At 59.4% G+C, this 17,785-nt stretch carries 19 protein-coding genes and 1 pseudogene; 10 read left to right on the top strand and 10 right to left on the bottom strand.

Going from position 1 to position 17,785, the window contains the following annotated elements; genetic code table 11:
- Positions 1–38 precede the first annotated feature (38 nt).
- From AC1DRN_RS24920 to ppnN, 3 genes are all read right to left on the bottom strand, one after another.
- Positions 39–875 (bottom strand): IS3 family transposase, encoded by an 837-nt coding sequence (locus AC1DRN_RS24920; RefSeq protein ID WP_223464022.1) that lies wholly within the window; start codon positions 873–875, stop codon positions 39–41.
- Positions 865–1,062, bottom strand: a complete 198-nt coding sequence (locus AC1DRN_RS24915) for a transposase (protein WP_477786831.1) — start codon at positions 1,060–1,062, stop codon at positions 865–867. Before AC1DRN_RS24915 ends, AC1DRN_RS24920 begins: the two co-directional genes overlap by 11 nt.
- A gap of 242 nt (positions 1,063–1,304) precedes the next feature.
- The gene (gene ppnN, locus AC1DRN_RS24910) at positions 1,305–2,678 is read right to left on the bottom strand and encodes a nucleotide 5'-monophosphate nucleosidase PpnN (protein ID WP_223463166.1); all 1,374 of its coding nucleotides are present in this window, start codon (positions 2,676–2,678) and stop codon (positions 1,305–1,307) included.
- Positions 2,679–2,911: 233 nt separating this feature from the next.
- Between ppnN and AC1DRN_RS24905 the strand changes: the two genes are divergently transcribed.
- Together AC1DRN_RS24905 and AC1DRN_RS24900 are read left to right on the top strand one after the other, a co-directional pair.
- Positions 2,912–3,439, top strand: coding sequence for a DUF3087 family protein (locus AC1DRN_RS24905; RefSeq protein ID WP_223463165.1), 528 nt, complete (start codon positions 2,912–2,914; stop codon positions 3,437–3,439).
- An 84-nt stretch (positions 3,440–3,523) separates the two neighbouring features.
- Positions 3,524–5,068 carry a sensor domain-containing diguanylate cyclase gene (locus AC1DRN_RS24900; protein ID WP_223463164.1) on the top strand — a complete coding sequence of 515 codons (1,545 nt, stop codon included), beginning with the start codon at positions 3,524–3,526 and terminating at the stop codon, positions 5,066–5,068.
- Positions 5,069–5,070: 2 nt separating this feature from the next.
- Here AC1DRN_RS24900 and AC1DRN_RS24895 read toward each other — a convergent pair.
- From AC1DRN_RS24895 to AC1DRN_RS24875, 5 genes and pseudogenes are all read right to left on the bottom strand, one after another.
- Positions 5,071–5,310: pseudogene (locus tag AC1DRN_RS24895) on the bottom strand (hypothetical protein); the annotation flags it as partial.
- A gap of 46 nt (positions 5,311–5,356) precedes the next feature.
- Complete coding sequence (locus AC1DRN_RS24890; protein ID WP_477786830.1) at positions 5,357–6,949, bottom strand: condensation domain-containing protein; 1,593 nt, start codon at positions 6,947–6,949, stop codon at positions 5,357–5,359.
- A 188-nt stretch (positions 6,950–7,137) separates the two neighbouring features.
- Entirely contained in the window at positions 7,138–7,503 is a 366-nt protein-coding gene (locus tag AC1DRN_RS24885; RefSeq protein WP_223463162.1) for a DUF2784 domain-containing protein, read from the bottom strand.
- Positions 7,504–7,563: 60 nt separating this feature from the next.
- Positions 7,564–8,439 carry a 4-hydroxy-tetrahydrodipicolinate synthase gene (gene dapA / locus AC1DRN_RS24880; protein WP_223463161.1) on the bottom strand — a complete coding sequence of 292 codons (876 nt, stop codon included), beginning with the start codon at positions 8,437–8,439 and terminating at the stop codon, positions 7,564–7,566.
- Positions 8,440–8,724: 285 nt separating this feature from the next.
- On the bottom strand, positions 8,725–9,660 hold the full coding sequence (locus AC1DRN_RS24875) for a sensor domain-containing diguanylate cyclase (RefSeq protein WP_223463160.1): 936 nt from the start codon (positions 9,658–9,660) through the stop codon (positions 8,725–8,727).
- Positions 9,661–9,828: 168 nt separating this feature from the next.
- Between AC1DRN_RS24875 and AC1DRN_RS24870 the strand changes: the two genes are divergently transcribed.
- From AC1DRN_RS24870 to AC1DRN_RS24860, 3 genes are all read left to right on the top strand, one after another.
- Positions 9,829–10,527 (top strand): AzlC family ABC transporter permease, encoded by a 699-nt coding sequence (locus tag AC1DRN_RS24870; protein ID WP_223463159.1) that lies wholly within the window; start codon positions 9,829–9,831, stop codon positions 10,525–10,527.
- Complete coding sequence (locus AC1DRN_RS24865; protein ID WP_223463168.1) at positions 10,527–10,838, top strand: AzlD domain-containing protein; 312 nt, start codon at positions 10,527–10,529, stop codon at positions 10,836–10,838. The genes AC1DRN_RS24870 and AC1DRN_RS24865 overlap by 1 nt, the downstream gene beginning before the upstream one ends.
- A gap of 64 nt (positions 10,839–10,902) precedes the next feature.
- Entirely contained in the window at positions 10,903–11,049 is a 147-nt protein-coding gene (locus AC1DRN_RS24860; protein ID WP_177336464.1) for a hypothetical protein, read from the top strand.
- Between the two features lie 60 nt (positions 11,050–11,109).
- On the opposite strand, the gene AC1DRN_RS24855 is transcribed toward AC1DRN_RS24860, so the two are convergent.
- Positions 11,110–11,790: an SOS response-associated peptidase family protein gene (locus AC1DRN_RS24855; protein ID WP_477786829.1), complete on the bottom strand. Its 681-nt coding sequence runs from the start codon at positions 11,788–11,790 to the stop codon at positions 11,110–11,112.
- 197 nt (positions 11,791–11,987) lie between these two features.
- Here AC1DRN_RS24855 and AC1DRN_RS24850 point away from each other — a divergent pair, with 197 nt between their 5' ends.
- Complete coding sequence (locus AC1DRN_RS24850; protein WP_223463157.1) at positions 11,988–12,887, top strand: polysaccharide deacetylase family protein; 900 nt, start codon at positions 11,988–11,990, stop codon at positions 12,885–12,887.
- 67 nt (positions 12,888–12,954) lie between these two features.
- On the opposite strand, the gene AC1DRN_RS24845 is transcribed toward AC1DRN_RS24850, so the two are convergent.
- The gene (locus AC1DRN_RS24845) at positions 12,955–13,842 is read right to left on the bottom strand and encodes a LysR family transcriptional regulator (RefSeq protein ID WP_223463156.1); all 888 of its coding nucleotides are present in this window, start codon (positions 13,840–13,842) and stop codon (positions 12,955–12,957) included.
- Between the two features lie 127 nt (positions 13,843–13,969).
- Between AC1DRN_RS24845 and AC1DRN_RS24840 the strand changes: the two genes are divergently transcribed.
- From AC1DRN_RS24840 to AC1DRN_RS24825, 4 genes are all read left to right on the top strand, one after another.
- Positions 13,970–15,118 (top strand): muconate cycloisomerase family protein, encoded by a 1,149-nt coding sequence (locus AC1DRN_RS24840; RefSeq protein ID WP_223463155.1) that lies wholly within the window; start codon positions 13,970–13,972, stop codon positions 15,116–15,118.
- Between the two features lie 10 nt (positions 15,119–15,128).
- On the top strand, positions 15,129–15,419 hold the full coding sequence (catC, locus tag AC1DRN_RS24835; protein WP_008053771.1) for a muconolactone Delta-isomerase: 291 nt from the start codon (positions 15,129–15,131) through the stop codon (positions 15,417–15,419).
- 52 nt (positions 15,420–15,471) lie between these two features.
- Positions 15,472–16,401, top strand: a complete 930-nt coding sequence (catA, locus tag AC1DRN_RS24830; protein ID WP_223463154.1) for a catechol 1,2-dioxygenase — start codon at positions 15,472–15,474, stop codon at positions 16,399–16,401.
- Positions 16,402–16,613: 212 nt separating this feature from the next.
- Positions 16,614–17,573 (top strand): AraC family transcriptional regulator, encoded by a 960-nt coding sequence (locus AC1DRN_RS24825; protein WP_317851135.1) that lies wholly within the window; start codon positions 16,614–16,616, stop codon positions 17,571–17,573.
- The last annotated feature ends 212 nt before the right edge of the window (positions 17,574–17,785 follow it).

Raw genomic sequence — 17,785 nt, 5'->3', positions numbered from 1 at the left:
TGAACTGGTCAACTAATTTTGGACACCAGTTACGGTTTTCATGCCGCCAGTTTTTCCATAGCTACCGGTGAACGATAGCCGTTGTAGCTATGGAGCCTGACGTTGTTGTAACGCATCACGTAGCGTTGCACGTCTATGCGGGCTTCATGCTCAGAGTTGTAGCCATCTTCTGGCACCCACTCTGATTTAAGGCTCCCAAAGAAACGCTCCATCGGGGCGTTATCCCAGCACTCACCTTTGCGACTCATGCTTTGCAAAAGTCCATGCTTGCGCATCTCATTTCTGAATTTATGGCTGGTGTATTGGCAGCCTTGATCAGAATGAAACAGCACCTCTTTTGGTCGGCCTCGGAGCTCGACCGCCATGCGCAACGCTTCGCAGGTCAGCGTGGCATCGGAAATCATCGAAAACGACCAGCCGACAATCCGGCGAGCGAACAGATCCAGAACTGCCGCAAAGTACAGCCAGCGCGTGCCGACCTTGATGTACGTCACATCGCCACACCACACCTGATTGACCGCTGTAACATCAAACTTGCGCTTTAGCACATGCGGCGCCACCAGTGCTTCCACGCCGGAAGATTTGTACTTGTGCCGCCGGCGCTGACGACTGGCAACGCCCGCTTCGCGCATCAGGCTGCGAGCCATATGCCGCCCGACACGGTGTCCCTTGGCTTGCAGCTCCTTGGCCAAAGTGCGCGAACCAGCAGATGATCTGGATTCCTTGTGATGTTCGACCAGCACGGCTTTGAGTTTCTCCCGCTCAGGTTTGACCTTGCCTTGGCGCTGACGCCAGGCATAAAAGCTGCTGCGGTTGACGCCGAACGCCCGACAGCAATTGTTAACGCCGTACTGCTCGTCCAGCTCATCGATCAACGTGAATGATCTCCTTAGCGCCCACCGGAGTCGAGCCCAAACGTTCCTTCCGAACCTGGTCGACCCAGCGGCGCAGGGCCGTAGGACCGATATCCAGGCTGGCGCAGACCTCGGGAACCGACTGTCCCTCGTCCAGCACCATGCTCGCCGCCTTGAGTTTGAACTCACTGGAATAAGATTTACGCATAGCCAAAACACCTCAGATTTGGGCGCCATCATAGCGCCCGATTGAAGTGTCCAAAATCATTAGGCCAGTTCAGCTTGCTCGCGATGACGGTCCGACAGCCGACGAATAGTCCTCTGGCTCACACCACCAATGTGGCGAGGGAGCTTGCTTCCTCGCCACAGGAATTTGTGTTTGTCAGGATGTGGTGATCCATTGTGGTGAGAGGGCAAGCTCCCCTCACCACAGCGTGTGGACCAGATTGGCTACGCCACCACTCGATAACACGGCACATACGCCGCCCCACCCGGCAGTTTCATGCGGTGCTGGGCGACGAAGGCTTTGAGCAGCAGGTCCAGCGGCTGCATGATCGCCGCGTCGCCACGGATCTGGTACGGCCCGTGCTCTTCGATCAGGCGGATGCCCTTGTCCTTGACGTTGCCGGCGACGATGCCGGAGAACGCGCGGCGCAGGTTGGCCGCCAGTTCGTGGGACGGCAGGTCGAGGCTCAGCTTCAGGTTGGCCATGTTTTCGTGGGTCGGGTCGAACGGGCGCTGGAAGCCTTCGTCGATTTTCAGCAGCCAGTTGAAGTGAAACGCATCGTTGCGCTCGCGACGGAATTGCTTGACCGCTTTGAGGCCCTGGGTCATCTGGCGCGCCACTTCGGCCGGGTCATCGATGATGATCTGATAGAGCCGCTTGGCGGCGTCGCCCAGGGTGGCGCCGACGAACGCGTCCAGTTGTTCCAGGTACGGCGCGGCATGTTTCGGCCCGGTGAGGACGACCGGGAAGGGCAGCCCTTTATTGTCCGGGTGCATCAGGATGCCGAGCAGGTACAGGAACTCTTCGGCCGTCCCGGCACCGCCCGGGAAGATGATGATGCCGTGGCCGACGCGGACGAAGGCTTCCAGGCGTTTTTCGATGTCCGGCAGGATCACCAGTTCGTTGACGATCGGGTTCGGCGCTTCGGCGGCGATGATCCCGGGTTCGGTCAGGCCCAGGTAGCGACCGCCGTGGATGCGTTGCTTGGCGTGGGCGATGGTTGCGCCTTTCATCGGGCCTTTCATCACGCCGGGGCCGCAACCGGTGCAGATGTCCAGGCTGCGCAGGCCCAGTTCATGGCCGACTTTCTTGGTGTATTTGTATTCTTCGGTGTTGATCGAATGCCCGCCCCAGCACACCACGATCTTCGGTTCGACACCGGGACGCAGGGTGCGGGCGTTGCGCAGCAGGTGGAAGACGTAGTCGCTGATGCCCTGGGAGTTGCTCAGGTCGATGCGTTGGCTGTCGAGTTCGTTTTCGGTGTAGACGATGTCACGCAGGGCGCTGAACAGCATTTCCCGGGTGCTGGCGATCATTTCGCCGTCAACGAAGGCGTCGGCCGGGGCGTTCAGCAGTTCCAGGCGTACGCCGCGGTCCTGCTGGTGAATGCGGATTTCAAAATCTTTATAGGCTTCAAGAATGGTCTTGGCGTTGTCGACATGGGCGCCAGTGTTGAGGATGGCCAGGGCGCACTGGCGGAAGAGGGTGTAGGTGCTGCCGGAACCGGCTTCGCTCAATTGCTGGACTTCCCGCTGCGAGAGCGTTTCCAGGCTGCCTTTGGGGCTGACGGAGGCGTCGATAACTTGGCGTTGGGTCATTCAATGATCCTTAAAACGATGTCATTCACACAGCAACCACGAATGACATCCGAATAATGTGTATTCATGAAAGAAGATGGCACGAACTGCATGGTCTCGCCATGTCCCCCGCTGACGATGAACAGATGAAAAGAAGCCCCAGCATAGCTAAATCCCTCGCAGAGGCGATAATGGCCTGCTGTCTTTTTGTCCCGGACCCCTTTTTACCATTGAAGCTCAGGAAACCCGACGCAATGTTCGAAATCCAGCCGATGAACGCCGACACCTACCGGCAACAGACGCGGCGCAGCACGGTCATCATTGCCCTGATCTTTCTGGCGCTGGCGATGATTCTGTCCACGGCGGCGGTGGCTCTGTTCGGCACGCCGGGGGGCGAAAATCTGCGCTTCAACGTCGGTGGCGTGTTTGTGGCCGTGCTGGCGATGGCGGCGCTGATGCGCAAAGTATTCTGGCGCCAGGCATGGATGGCGCCGGCGGTCTACAGTTGGCAGCTCAAGCGTAGCCTGATGAGCATCACCAATGTCATGCATCATGTAACGGCGGCCGTGGAACAGGGTGATCCGGTTGCCATGAAGCTGTTGCGTTTCTACCATCTGGGGTTGAACCAGATGCATCAGCTCGATGGTAACTCAAGCGACCATGGCCAGTTGATCCACGAAATGGACCAACATAAGGCGCGGATGCAAGCGCTGGGCATCGATCCCGGGCAGACGTGGCTTGATCCGGCGTGGCTGGAGGCGGTAAAGCAGGCGACGCGCTAACATCATTGCAGGCCTGTAGCAGGCATAGTGAGCTAAAGCGGCGATCAGGAAGACTCGCCCTGTCACAGACAATCAGGGAGCACCATGCGACATCCGTCGATCAACGATCCTATTGAAATGCTCCGGCCAGCCGTGCCCCGACTCAAACTCCGTTCGGCGGTGATCCTGCTGGCGGCGGTGTGCCTGTCGATGATGGCTATCGTGATCTGGGAGGTCTGGAGTTCACGCCAGTACCTGCTGCATGACAAGGAAGTGGAGATGTCCAACCTTGCGCAGAGCCTGGCCTCGCAAGCGCAGGCAACGATCAAGCAGGCCGACACGCTGCTGTTCACCCTGGTCGATCGTCTGGAGCACGAAGGAGTGGATCAATCCCGGCTGCCAAAATTGCTCAACGTCCAGCGCCGTGAGTTGAGCCAGCTCCACGGCCTGTTCGTTTACGACGAAAAAGGGCAGTGGATCGCCAACTCCAATGGCGCCGGCCAGACCGGCGTCAACAATTCCGACCGCGAATACTTCATCTTCCATCGCGACAACCCCAGCCGCGGGCCGCACATCGGGCCGTCGATCAAGAGCCGTTCAACCGGTGAATGGATCATGACGGTTTCGCGCCGGGTCAATCATCCCGATGGCAGCTTTGCCGGCGTGGCGCTGGCGACGATTTACCTCAGCCATTTCCTGCAACTCTACGACAGCATCGACATGGGCAGTAATGGCGTGATCAACCTGATCGCCGACAATTCCAGCATTGTCATCCGCAGACCCTTCAAGGAGACGGATATCGGCTCCAGCCTCGCCAAGAGCCCATTGTTCACTCAGTTGTTGCCCAAGGGCGACACGGGTACGGCCACGATCAGGTCGATTGTCGATGGTGTCGAGCGGGTGATAGGGTACCGCCGGGTCGAGGATTATCCGCTGATCGTTTTTACCGCGCTGAACAAGGATGAAGTGCTTGCCGGTTGGCGCCGGGAAACCCTGCTCAGCGTCTGCATCGTCACGCTGTTGCTGAGTTTTCTCGGGGTACTGGGGTTGCGGCTTATCAAGCTGATGAAGCAGCAGAATCTGGTGCAGGTCGAGTTGCTGGACACCCAGGACAAGCTTCTGGAGGTCAATCGCAACCTCGAGGGCCTGGCCCTCAAGGACGGGCTGACGGGGTTGGCCAACCGGCGTCAGCTCGACGCTTTCATCGATGCCGAAATGGGGCGCGCCCGACGCAGCCAGGCCGGGTTGGCGCTGCTGATGATCGATGTCGATCATTTCAAACCGTTCAACGACCGCTACGGCCACCTGGCCGGTGATGAGTGTTTGCGCAAGGTCAGTGCGATCATCACGGACAACATCAAGCGCCCCGGTGACCTGGCCGCCCGTTATGGTGGCGAAGAGTTCGCCGTGGTGCTGCCTGGCTCCGATTACGTGGGGGCATTTCTGGTGGCGGAGAAAATCCGCCGCGCGGTGCTACAGGCCGAAATTGCTCATAGTGACAGCCCGCAAGGTACCGTGACTGTCAGCGTCGGCGTGTGTGCCAGCAATGCCGATTCCCAGGTCCGCCCCGAAGACTTGTTTGGTGCGGCAGACAAGGCGCTGTACGTGGCCAAGGCCAGTGGGCGGAACATGAGCGTGATTGCCAACTGAGGGTCCTGCATCAGCCGCGCCGCTTCGCTGACCAGCAGTTCACCCGCCGGCGTCAGTTGTAAACGGTAGCGGCGGCGATCGAACAGCAACGCATCGAAGCGCTCCTCCAGTTGCCGGACAACCTCGCAGCGGCCACTGAATTTCGCTGTCTTCTCTACAAGCTCAGGCAGTTCATCTAAATGCAGAAGTAACGATGTATCGCTGTTTTCAGGTGTTTCAGTGAGTTGACCGATCACAATGATCGCCTCCTGTAAAGAGTGTGCCTTAACACTGCACCACTACTTGCAATTACTTTCCGATGGCAAGTAACTCGTCCAATGCCTGCTTGAAGCTGACCAGCAGGCTTTGCACACAATCTTCAGGAATGGCGTCACGGTAGTAGGAAAGACTGCCGACCAATCCGCTTTCGGTACGTAGTGTGTTAAGCGAAACATCGGTCTTGATCCCGCTGGACGGAACCCCGATACCGTGGAGCTGTGATGTGCCTAATTGGCGCTGCCGCGAGGGATAGTTATGGTGGTTATACCAATAGGGAAATCGGGAGCCGTAAGCGACAGCGCGGGGCGAACAGTGCGCCTCAAAAATATGCGGCGGCAGCATGGCGTGGCCATAGGCATCCAACACACAATGATTGACCTGCTCCAGCAGCCGCAGAGAAGACGACCATTCACAAAGCCGGGGGCGAATCACCATGGGGTGAACAAAATACCCCACTACCGGCTCCAGGGCCGCGTCGGTCCGGTTAGCCACCGGAGAGCGTACGTAGAGGTCGGTCGTGCCTGTGTTTCTGGCGAGAGAAACCAGAAACGCAGTGAGGATAACGGTATAAAGGCTCAAGCCCGTTCGGCTGCACAATTGCGCGATTGCGGGGTATTGCACATCCAGATTGAGCGGTAGAACGGCACTGCGATAAGTAAATTGCCGAGGCCGCTCAACAGCGCCGCGCAGTGGAAAGGGTTCGGGTAATTGTTTCAGTGTCTCTTGCCAAAAATCGCTATGTTTACCCAGCAGGTTTTCAGCCAGACGTTGATGTTGGGCATCGGTATAGTCTGCGTATTGCAGGCAGTATTTGGCTTTGTCAGGCAYGCCGGTAGCGAGTAATGACTGATAGTGCGCGCAAAGCTGGTCCATCAGTACTGCACCTGACCAGCCATCGAATGCTATGTGATGGGCGGTGATGATCAGCACGTCATCCGTCCCTTGGCATTCAAGGTAGGTTGCCCGAATCAACGGTGGATGTCCCAGGTCAAAAGCGGTCAATGTTTCTTCAGCGATCAGATCGGTCACGGTTCGACTGATATCGCTTTCAAGCGCCAGGTTTATCAGGTGAAAAGGCAACGGGAACTTATCAAGGGCGTGTTGTGAGCGACGCCACTGGCCTTGTGAGTTGAACCCGAAACTGCAACGTAACGCCGGTTGCTGTTCAAGTACGGCGCCGAAGGCTTCGCGAACCCTGGCCACTGAACACTCGCCTCGAATGTAAAACGCCATCACCACATTTTCCAGATAGGCCGGGGTTTCGGGGGGCTTTTCAAGGACCTCGCGTTGAGCCAGTCCGGGCGTATCTTCACCTTCTCGCTTGCGCCAGGCATGGGCGTCCAGCAATAGGTTGTTTTCACTACCTTCGCGGGCGCTGCCGTTGAGCAAGCCCGTCTGCTGAGCCAGTGTCGGATGGTCGAAAATATCTTTGGGTGTCAGGTCAACATTGAACAGGTTGGCAATTCTGCCAAGCAGCATCGTGACCGATAGGGAAGTCGCGCCGCATTCAAAAAAATCGCTGTCGGCCGAGATGGCCTGGTGGCCGAGGATTTCTTTCCAGACAGCTCGTAATCGATCGAATGTCGAAGCGTCGCCAGTGACTGACGGTGTGGTGCGATTCATGATGCCCCCATTGCGGTTTAAGCTTTTTTAATAGGGGGTACTATTGACGGTTGTAGATAGATTGTTAAGTCGGACTGTTCCTGCGTTTTCAGCTCCTTTTCCATTTTTCGAGTAAGTCAGTTCCTACAAACTACTCGCCCGATTCAACTCTTTGCTCTGGAAAAGGGGTTGCCGCAGGCTGCGATCTTTCAGGGGCACTTCCACTTTCTGATCACTCGAAGATAAACCAGTACGTTGAGTACCAGTACCACAGCGCCCAATCCCAACTGAATGCCGGGCGTCAGGCCTGCCGGGTAAATCACCGGCCAAACGTAATGCTCGATGAATCCACCGCCATAGCCGGTTTGCCCGGCTCCATGACGCATGCGGTTTTCCCAGTCGGTCAGCGGGCAGGGCAGGTGGAAGAATTCCACCGCCATACCCCACAGCGCAGCGGGCGGGTGCCACCAGATCAGGTGGCGCCATTTGAGTACCAGCAACCCGCCGAACAACACGAACACAATGAACGACAGGTGAAACAGCATCAGCCCGTCGGCGGCGATTCGGTACAGCATGTCGGTGCCCCTGAAGGCTGATCGAATCGCTCCATGGTACTCGGGCCGGCGGCGGGCGCTCTATCGATTGTCGCGGCCCAATGCGCTGAGCACGCCTTTCAAACGCTCGGTCATCGATTCACTGCTGCGCTGCATCGGTGCGCGCAGTTCGTCACCGATCAAGCCTTGCAGGGCGAGTGCGGTTTTTACCGGGGCCGGGTTGGGCTCCAGGAACAGGCTGTTGATCAGCGCCAGCAATCGGAAAAACGTGGCGCGGCCTTCAGCCAATTGGTTGTCGCGGATCTGCCGGTGCAATTGCACGAACAGTTCGGGATGGACATGCGCCGACGCGGCAATCGCGCCTTTGGCACCCAGGCACAGGGCGTTGAAGATCTGGTTGTCTTCGCCGCACAGCACGTCGACATGGCCGCTGTTGAGCAAGGCGAGGGTGTTCGAAAAATTACCGCCGCAATCCTTGATGGCGACGATGCGCTCGTGGGCGACGATGTTGAGCAGGGTCGCCTGTTCGAAGGCCACGCCGGTACGGTAAGGGATGTCGTAGAGAATCAGCGGAACACTGGAGGCATCGGCGACCGTGCGGAAAAACGCTTCGAGGCCGGCCTGGGACGGTCGGATGTAATACGGCGCCGGCACCAGCAGGCCAGCCACCGGGCGCTCGAGGATCTCGCTCTGGAATTGCAACAACTCGGTCAGGTTGTTTCCGGCCAGGCCCATGACCACCCGTTGCGCCGGCGCCAGCTCCAGCACGGCATCCAGCACCGCCAGTTGCTCATGTTTGCCCATCGCCGCCGGTTCGCCGGTGGTGCCGCAAACGATGAGGCCGTCGACACCTTTTTCCAGCAAATGGCTGACCAGCCGCCGCAAGCCGGCGAAATCGATGGCGCCGTTGTGGAACGGTGTGACCAGTGGAACCCAGATACCTTGAAACGCAGACATGCACTTTCTCCTGATGGTTGACCGATTTCGTCACCGTCAGGGGCATGGAAGGAGAGTAAGCAAGGGGAGGGTGGTCCGTCGCGCTCAATGTCCTGTCAGCTCATCTGACGGGACAGCGCGCCCCGGTCACATGAGCGACTGTTTCTTCGATTTGAGGGCGTGCGCAACGCAACCTTGCGCCTTGGCAATCAAGCCAATGACGGAAGTGTTGAGGTTGAAGGTTGCGGACATACTTGCTTACACCCTGAGTGAGGCGCCCAGTTTTAAAAGCCGGAGCGCCGTTTGTCAACCACGAAAATCAGCGAACTCCGCGCGCATCCGGCCATTGTGCTTGGCCTTGTAGAGCAGCTGATCGACCTGTTCGATGAACTCCAGCGCCGTGGCATGCACTGAAACGCCGGTGGTGCCGACACCGAGGCTGACGCTCAGCAAGTTCGACACCCTGGAAAACTCATGGGGAATCTGCTGCTGGCGAATCAGGTGCAGGCATTTGTGCGCCACCATCCGCGCGGACTCGGCATCGGTTTCCGGCAGCAGCCAGACAAACTCTTCACCGCCGATCCGCGCAATGAAATCCCGTGGCCGGTTCGCCGCCAGGGACAAGGTCTGGGCCACGCGGCGCAGGCATTCGTCGCCCTTGATGTGGCCGTAATGGTCGTTGTATTGCTTGAAGTAATCGATATCCAGCACCAGCACCGACAATGGCAGGCCGGTGCGCTGGGCGTGGTTCCACTCGCGTTCCAGCACGGTGTCGAACATGCGCCGGTTGGCGATGCCGGTCAGGCCGTCCTGGAAGGAATACTCTTCAAGCTGCTTTTGCAGGCGGATCAGGTGTTCTTCGGTTTTCTTGCGCTCGCTGATATCGAACATGAAGCCCACCAGCGCCTCGACTTCACCGCCCTTGCGCACGACGTGCACCACATCGCGGATCCACACGTACTCGCCGCTTTCGGTGAGTGCGCGATAGTCGGCTTCGTGATCGATACCGGCGCGCGATTGCGAGACGCAGAAGTCCATCACGTAGTCGCGATCATCCGGGTGCATGCGCTCGACCCAGTCGTTGACCGACGCCCAACTGTCCTGCTTCCAGCCCAGCAATTCTTCGATCTGTGGTCCGATGTAGCTGAACGTCATGGTTTTCCAGTCGATGCGCCAGGGAATCGCCCGGGTCGACTCAAGCAGGGTTTTATAAACGTCGCTGTCGGTATCCACTGAACTCATGAAGGGCCTGCCTCGATGAAAATGCAGCGCCATCATGTTGTTACCACTTTGCTGAATCAAGCGGGCAGCCGATGAATGGCACACAGTCGTATCATTGAGCAAGATTGTTCAAGCCTTGGGCCGCGACTGCTGGCACAGTCCGGGGTCTTTCCCTGTCTGTAGAACGTTATGTCCAACTCACTCATGCCCCGCAGTGCCTTTTTACGCGGCGCTGCGGCGATCATGCCGTTGTCCCTGGCCACCGCGCCCTGGGGCTTGCTGGCCGGATCCATGGCCATCGAAGCCAACCTCACACCCCTGCAAGGTCAGGGTTTGTCGGGCATTGTGTTTGCCGGCGCCGCGCAACTGGTGGCCATTGGCATGCTCAAGGGCGGTGCCGGGATTTTTTCGATCTTGCTGACCACGTTGCTGCTGACCTCCCAGCATCTGCTTTACGGCATGAGCATGCGCTCGGTGATTGCTCCTTTACCGGGGCGCTGGCGCGCGGGCCTGGGTTTTTTGCTCACCGACGAGTTGTTCGCCTTGACCAGCCAGCACGACAAACAGCAGTTCAACCGCTGGTACGCCCTGGGCGTGGGCCTGACGTTCTACATCGCCTGGAACCTGTTCACCCTGGCGGGGATTGTGCTTGGCAGCAGCATTCCCGGCCTTGAGCACCTGGGCCTGGATTTCTCCATCGCGGCCACCTTCATTGCCCTGATCACCCCGGTGGTGCGCAACGTGCCGACCGTGGTGTGCGTGGCGGTGTCGCTGTTCTGTTCGGTGCTGTTCAGCTACTGGCAATGGGGCTCGGCGCTGGTGCTCTCGGGGCTGGCGGGGATGACCGCGGGGTTTGTCTGCAATAAATTCTACGGTGGACGCACATGATGGTCTGGGCAGTGATTGTCGGAATGGGCGTGTTGGTGTTCCTCAACCGCTATGTTTTTCTGGAACCGCGATTGCCGGTGCGCTTGAGCAGCAATGCCCGGCAGTTTCTCGGGTTTGCCGTGCCGGGCATGTTGACCGCGATCTGTGGGCCGATTGTGTTCATGCCGGAAAAACAGCTGAACCTGCACTGGGACAATCCCTATCTGATCAGCTCGCTGGTGGCGGTCGGGCTGGTGGTTTACACGCGCAATACGTTGCTCAGCATGCTGTTGAGCATGGGCTTCTTCTTTTTGTTGCGCTGGTGGCTTTGAGCGGGGCAGGGGAACTGATCTAAGCTTAAGTTGATGACCGATCCCTTCAGGAAGCGAGGTGAACATGGCCAATGAACCCAAGCAACCGGACCTGGAAGAAGACGAGGACGAACCCACGGAAGAAGAGATTGAGCAGCAGAAACGTTCGATACCGGACTGGAAGCATCCTGACGACGGTAAGGAACTGTCAGAGCCTGACCGCAAGTTCTGACCGGCACGCGAATACGACAAAGCCCCGCCATTGAGCGGGGCTTTGTCGTTATTGACAGGTTCATGGAATTTCTTTAATCAGCGCGGCGCCCTGGTTCCTGACATTGCCAACGGCCYTGTCGACCTTGTACCACTCAAATACATCACTGACCTCGCCCTGGGATAACGCCATTTCCTCGGCTCGTTCCTTGGGCGTGGCCGGGTCCAGCCATTCCCGCGCCAGCTCGGGTGAGAACACCACCGGTCGTCGGTCATGCACGTCAAGCATGCCGCCTGCGCTGTCGGCCGTCAGGATCACGAAACCGTCGTGCTCTCTGTGAGGGGCTCCGCCGATGGGGTACTGGCCGATCGCCGCACAGAAAACCGGAGCCCGGTTCCGTCGCCGGATCAACCACGGCTGTTTGTTACCGTCACCGGCGTCGACCCATTCGAACCAGTTATCAATCGGGCAGATCGCGCGATGGGGCCAGATCGCCCGGAAGTACGGACCGTGGGCGACTTTTTCGACCCGGGCATTGACCGGCTCCGTGCGATCCGTCGCCCAGTGCGGTCGCCAACCCCAGCGCACCAAGTCGGCATGAAGCCGCTCGTTCTCCAGATGCAGCAGGGCGAGTGGCGTGGTGGGCGCGGCGTTGTAGTGCGCCAAGGGTTCGTTACCGACGCGGTTGATCAGCGCGTCGGGGATGCTCAGCACCGCCACGAAGTCGTGGATTCCACGGTATTGCGACAGTCGTCCGCACATGGCCTGACACCCTGGTTGAGCATTTTTTTCAGTTTAGTTGGTGGCGACGAAACGGGCTTGGCAAGCACTGGAACCAAACTCTGTGTACCTTATCCAACCTCGGCCCGCCGTCTCGATGCGGGCCAGCGACGGATGAACGGGCGAAGGATTCCTGCCAGTTGAAGCAGCGACCGTGATGGTCTGACCCAAGGCAAAAGATGAAACAGTTGTTCAAGTGTTTAACGGTGTGCGCCTTGGCAGTAGGTCTGCTGGGGTGCATTGCGGCGCCCATCGAAATGACCCCGCAGACCGAACAGCGTCTGAGTGCACAACCCCCCATCCGCTTTCTGTTGACCTTCGATGACGGTCCCAGTGCATCGAGCTGGTGGAATCCGACCGTCACGGTGCTCGAGAGCCTGGCGCAAAACCCGCTGCAACCGGGCATCAAAGCCGTGTTCTTCGTGCAAACCCGTGCGCCGCGAGCCGGCGGTAGCGAGTTGGGTCGGGACATCATGCGCCGCGAACACGCCGAAGGTCATATCCTGGGCTTCCACACCGCCACGCCCTGGCACACCAATCATCGCTCGCTGGAGCCCCAGGAGCTGGAACAGTCCCTGACCGATGGCAGCGCCGACATCGCCGCGATTACCGGTGCCCCGCCAGTTCTGCTGCGCCCGCCATTCTGGAACTACGACAAACGCACCTTCGCCGCCTATCAGCGGCATGGCCTGCACGTGCTGCTCACCGACTTGAGCGCCAATGACGGCAAGATCTGGGGCTTCAACGCCAGCCCCCGGCGGCGCTCGCACATGCTGCGCTCGATGTCTGAAGTTCGCGAACGCATTGCCCGCGGCGAATTGCCGGTGGTCGATGGGGTCATTCCGGTGGTGGTGACCTTCCACGACCTCAACCGCTATACCGCCCGGCATACCCGCGAATACCTGCAGATCCTGCTCGACAGCGCCCGGGAGACCGGGGTGAAAACCGCCGACAAGCCGTTTTACGACGATCAGTCCGCGTTGCAGCGCGCGGCCATGGCGCGAACCGTGCGCGACGATTCGCAGCCGGTCGAGTTGCCGGGGTTCTGGAACTGGATCTGGGGCGCAAACGCCCATTAGAAAACGTGCAGATGGGCAACTGCGCGCCCCTGCGGAGCAAGCTCCCTCGCCACAGGTATTTATTGCCTTAAATCGCCGGTGGCAACAGCTCATCAATCATCCGCAAACAATGGTTCAACCCTGGCGACACATCGCCCACCCGTCGGCTGAGAATGATCGGCGAGGTGGCGTTGTCTTCCAGCAATGGCGTGAAACCGATGTCGTCGCGGTGCAGCAATTGCACCGAGGCCGGCACCAGTGTGACCCCGATGCCTGCCCCCACCAGACCGATCGCCGTTTGCAGCTCGTTGGTCCATTGCGCGACGTGGATGCGCACGCCATAGGACTCGAACAGGGCAATCACATGGTCGGCGTAACTCGGCCGTGGGTTGCCGGGGTACAGCACAAAGGGTTCCTTGGCCAGTTCCCGCAGGCTGATGGGACCGGCGAGCAGCGGATGCCCGGCGGGCAGGGCGGCGACCAGGCGGTCTTCGGTGAGCACGGTCTGGACGATGGCCGGGTCGTCGATGCGGATCCGGCCGAAACCGATGTCGATGCGCCCGGCCTTGAGCGCCTGCACCTGTTGCAACGTGGTCATTTCCGACAGCCCCAGCTCGAGCTCCAGTGGCTCACCGCTGCGCAAGCGGCGGATCAGTTCCGGCAGCACGCCGTACAGCGTCGACGGCGCAAAACCGATACCCAGCCAGGTCTTTTCACCCAACCCGATACGCCGCGTGTTGTCGCAGACCTTGTTCAGTTGTTCGAGCAGGGCGGTGGAGTGCTCATGGAAAAACCGCCCGGCGTCGGTCAACTTCAGCGGTCGGCCGCGCTCCAACAGCATCACCCCCAGTTCGTCCTCCAGTTGCTGGATCTGCCGGCTCAGGGGCGGTTGGGCGATGTGCAACAGCTCTGCGGCGCGGGTGAAGTTGAGGGATTGAGCCAATACCTGGAAATAACGCAGGTGACGCAGTTCCATGGAGCCTCCAGATGCTGATCAGTTGCATACCTTTAAGGTATCAAGTCAGACCAATTCTATATTGGCATCGCGAAAAAAGCCGTACGAGAATCGATTCCAGAACTCCAAGAACCTGACGGGTATCGAAATGCTTGCAACAGCCATTGAGTCGATCGAGACGATCATCGTCGATCTGCCGACCATCCGCCCGCACAAGCTGGCGATGCACACCATGCAGAACCAGACCCTGGTGATCATCCGCGTGCGTTGCGCCGACGGCATCGAAGGCATCGGCGAATCCACCACCATCGGTGGCCTGGCCTACGGCAATGAAAGCCCGGACAGCATCAAGACCAACATCGACACGCACTTCGTACCGTTGTTGATGGGCCAGGACAGCGGCAACGTCAATGCCGCCATGTTGCGCCTGGAGCGCAGCATCCGTGGCAACACCTTCGCCAAATCCGGTATCGAAACCGCGCTGCTCGACGCCCAGGGCAAACGCCTCGGCCTGCCGGTCAGCGAATTGCTTGGCGGCCGGGTTCGCGACGCGCTGCCCGTGGCCTGGACCCTGGCCAGCGGCGACACCGCAAAAGACATCGCCGAAGCGGAAAAAATGCTCGACCTGCGCCGCCACCGCATCTTCAAACTGAAGATCGGTGCCGGTGAGGTCAATCGCGATCTGGCCCACGTTATCGCCATCAAAAAAGCCCTGGGTGACCGCGCCAGTGTGCGGGTCGACGTCAACCAGGCATGGGACGAAGCCGTCGCGATTCGTGCCTGCCGGATCCTCGGAACCAACGGCATCGACCTGATCGAACAGCCGATCTCGCGCAACAACCGCGCCGGCATGGCCCGCCTGAATGCCATGAGCCCGGCGCCGATCATGGCCGACGAATCCATCGAATGCGTGGAAGATGCGTTCAACCTGGCCCGCGAAGGTGCCGCTTCGGTATTTGCCCTGAAGATCGCCAAGAACGGTGGCCCACGTGCCGTACTGCGCACCGCCTCCATCGCCGAAGCGGCCGGCATCGCCCTGTACGGCGGCACCATGCTTGAAGGTGGCCTGGGTACCATGGCCTCGGCTCATGCCTTCGTCACCCTGAACAAGCTGGCGTGGGACACCGAACTGTTCGGCCCGCTGCTGCTGACCGAAGACGTTCTCAGAGAACCGCTGGTCTATCGCGATTTTGAACTGCATGTGCCGAACACCCCGGGTCTGGGCCTGAGCCTGGATGAAGAGCGCCTGGCGTTCTTCCGCCGCGACAAGACATCCACCGCCATTCATCAAGCCTGAGGAGAGCATTATGCTGTTCCACGTAAAAATGACCGTGAACCTGCCGGTCGACATGAATCCCGAAGCGGCGGCCAAATTGAAGGCTGACGAAAAAGCCCTGGCCCAGCGCCTGCAGGAGCAGGGCAAGTGGCGCCACCTGTGGCGCATCGCCGGGCACTACGCCAACTACAGCGTGTTCGATGTCGACAGCGTTCAGGAACTGCATGACCTGCTGATGCAATTGCCACTGTTTCCGTACATGGCCATCGAGATCGACGCGATGTGCCGGCATCCTTCTTCCATCCGTGACGATGACCGCTGAGCCCAGCCTGTTCAGCGCGCTACGCTAATAATTACAAGATGAGGAACCCAGAATGAACGTCAAGATTTCCCACACTGCCGAAGTCCAGAAATTTCTCGAAGAAGCCAGCGGCCTGCTCAACGACGCCGGTAACCCACGGACCAAGGCGCTGGTGTACCGCATCCTGCGTGATTCGGTGAACATCATCGAAGACCTGGCCGTGACCCCGGAAGAGTTCTGGAAAGCCGTCAACTACCTCAACGTGCTGGGTGCGCGCCAGGAAGCGGGGCTGCTGGTGGCCGGTGTCGGGCTGGAACATTACCTCGACCTGTTGATGGACGCCGAAGACGAACAGGCCGGCAAGTCCGGCGGCACGCCGCGCACCATCGAAGGCCCGCTGTACGTGGCCGGTGCGCCGCTGTCCGAGGGCGAAGCGCGCCTCGACGATGGCGTCGATCCGGGCGTGACCCTGTTCATGCAGGGCCGCGTGTTCAACACCGCTGGCGAACCCCTGGCTGGCGCCGTGGTAGACGTCTGGCACGCCAACACCGGTGGCACCTACTCGTACTTCGATACCACGCAGTCGGAATTCAACCTGCGTCGCCGCATCGTGACCGACGCCGAAGGTCGCTACCGTTTCCGTAGCATCGTGCCCTCGGGCTACGGCTGCCCACCGGACGGTCCGACCCAGCAACTGCTCGATCAACTGGGTCGTCATGGTCAGCGCCCGGCGCACGTGCACTTCTTCATTTCCGCGCCGGATCATCGCCACCTGACCACCCAGATCAACCTCGACGGCGATCAGTACCTGCATGACGATTTCGCCTACGCCACCCGCGACGAATTGATCGCCAAAATCACCTTCAGTGACGATCAGCAGCGCGCGGCGGCCCATGGTGTGAGCGGTCGCTTTGCCGAAATCGAGTTCGACTTCACCTTGCAGTCGTCTGCCCAGCCTGAAGAGCAGCAACGCCACGAGCGGGTCCGCGCACTCGAGGACTGATCGCACGACCCTGTGGGATCACCACCCTGTGGGAGCGAGCTTGCTCGCGATTGCGGAGTGCCAGTCAACATAGATGTTGAATGGTAGGCCGCAATCGCGAGCAAGCTCGCTCCCACAAGGGGTTTTGGTTAACGGTCTGGAATGTCTCAAGCCACAGACGCACTGTTCTAGAATGGCCCGACGCAACCTATAACAACAATGAGAGTGACCCGATGATGCAAGCTCAACTGTTGAGCCAGCGCAGCAGAGTGTTCGACCATGCCGACCCTTATGCGGTATCGGGCTACGTCAATCAGCACGTCGGCAACCACTGCATTCTCATGCCCCGCGCCGGCAGTCCGCTGGCCAGCCTCGATCATCGCAAGTTCGCCAGCCTCGACCTGTGCCGCATCAGTTACGGTGCCAGTGTGCGCGTGACGTCCGGTGCGCTGGACAGCATTTATCACCTGCAAGTGCTGCTGCGCGGCAATTGCCTGTGGCGTGGCCACGGCCAGGAACATTACTTCGCCCCCGGCGAGCTGCTGTTGATCAATCCCGATGATCCGGTGGACCTGACGTACTCCGCCGATTGCGAAAAATTCATCCTCAAAGTCCCGACCCGCTTGTTTGAATCGGTCTGCGATGAGCAGCGCTGGCGCTATCCGGGGCAGGGCGTGCGGTTTCTGGAAAACCGTTATCAGCTCAATGAACTGGAAGGTTTCGTCAACCTGTTGGCGATGATCTGCCAGGAGGCCGAATCCACCGAGCAGATCCCCAGGGTGCAGGAGCATTACACGCAGATCATCGTCAGCAAGATGCTCAGCCTGATGAAAACCAATGTCTGCCGCCTCGAACTGGGCTCGCAGACGGCCACGTTCGAGGCGATTGCCGATTACATCGCCAATAACCTCAAGCAGGACATCGACAGCGAAGCACTGGCGCGCCAGGCGCACATGAGCCTGCGTTCCTTGTACGGACTGTTCGAGCGCAATGCCGGCGTCACGCCAAAAAACTACCAGCGCCAGAAACGCCTGCAACGCATCAACGCCTGCTTGCGCGACCCGACCTGCAACGTGCGCAACGTCACCGAAGTGGCGATGGACTACGGCTTCCTGCACCTTGGCCGGTTCTCCGACAGCTACCGCAAGCAGTTCGGCGAGTTGCCGTCCGATACCCTCAAGCGCCGGCATTGAGCTTTCAAGTTTGATGTTGTCTGGTCTGGCCCCATCGCGAGCAAGCTCGCTCCCACAGTGTTATTGGCTGGATGCAAAATTTGCGTTCAACCGAAATCACTGTGGGAGCGAGCTTGCTCGCGATGGGGCCGGTACATTCACCATTGATGGCGCCTGACACACCACCAGTGACTGCACAAAACGGATAAAGGTCTGCACCCCGCGGATACTCC

Source organism: Pseudomonas sp. P5_B3, assembly GCF_056400405.1.
The sequence above is the reverse complement of the archived record's forward strand: the minus strand, read 5'-3'. Positions and strand labels throughout refer to the sequence as shown.

Bases quoted from the DNA above. Each gene is read 5' to 3' on its own strand.
- AC1DRN_RS24905 (WP_223463165.1), top strand. From the start codon at position 2,912: ATGTTCGAAATCCAGCCGATGAACGCCGACACCTACCGGCAACAGACG.
- AC1DRN_RS24875 (WP_223463160.1), bottom strand. From the start codon at position 9,660: ATGAGTTCAGTGGATACCGACAGCGACGTTTATAAAACCCTGCTTGAG.
- AC1DRN_RS24885 (WP_223463162.1), bottom strand. From the start codon at position 7,503: ATGCTGTACCGAATCGCCGCCGACGGGCTGATGCTGTTTCACCTGTCG.
- ppnN (WP_223463166.1), bottom strand. From the start codon at position 2,678: ATGACCCAACGCCAAGTTATCGACGCCTCCGTCAGCCCCAAAGGCAGC.
- AC1DRN_RS24840 (WP_223463155.1), top strand. From the start codon at position 13,970: ATGCTTGCAACAGCCATTGAGTCGATCGAGACGATCATCGTCGATCTG.
- AC1DRN_RS24865 (WP_223463168.1), top strand. From the start codon at position 10,527: ATGGTCTGGGCAGTGATTGTCGGAATGGGCGTGTTGGTGTTCCTCAAC.
- AC1DRN_RS24825 (WP_317851135.1), top strand. From the start codon at position 16,614: ATGATGCAAGCTCAACTGTTGAGCCAGCGCAGCAGAGTGTTCGACCAT.
- catA (WP_223463154.1), top strand. From the start codon at position 15,472: ATGAACGTCAAGATTTCCCACACTGCCGAAGTCCAGAAATTTCTCGAA.
- AC1DRN_RS24845 (WP_223463156.1), bottom strand. From the start codon at position 13,842: ATGGAACTGCGTCACCTGCGTTATTTCCAGGTATTGGCTCAATCCCTC.
- AC1DRN_RS24900 (WP_223463164.1), top strand. From the start codon at position 3,524: ATGCGACATCCGTCGATCAACGATCCTATTGAAATGCTCCGGCCAGCC.
- AC1DRN_RS24850 (WP_223463157.1), top strand. From the start codon at position 11,988: ATGAAACAGTTGTTCAAGTGTTTAACGGTGTGCGCCTTGGCAGTAGGT.
- AC1DRN_RS24860 (WP_177336464.1), top strand. From the start codon at position 10,903: ATGGCCAATGAACCCAAGCAACCGGACCTGGAAGAAGACGAGGACGAA.
- AC1DRN_RS24915 (WP_477786831.1), bottom strand. From the start codon at position 1,062: ATGCGTAAATCTTATTCCAGTGAGTTCAAACTCAAGGCGGCGAGCATG.
- catC (WP_008053771.1), top strand. From the start codon at position 15,129: ATGCTGTTCCACGTAAAAATGACCGTGAACCTGCCGGTCGACATGAAT.
- AC1DRN_RS24870 (WP_223463159.1), top strand. From the start codon at position 9,829: ATGTCCAACTCACTCATGCCCCGCAGTGCCTTTTTACGCGGCGCTGCG.
- dapA (WP_223463161.1), bottom strand. From the start codon at position 8,439: ATGTCTGCGTTTCAAGGTATCTGGGTTCCACTGGTCACACCGTTCCAC.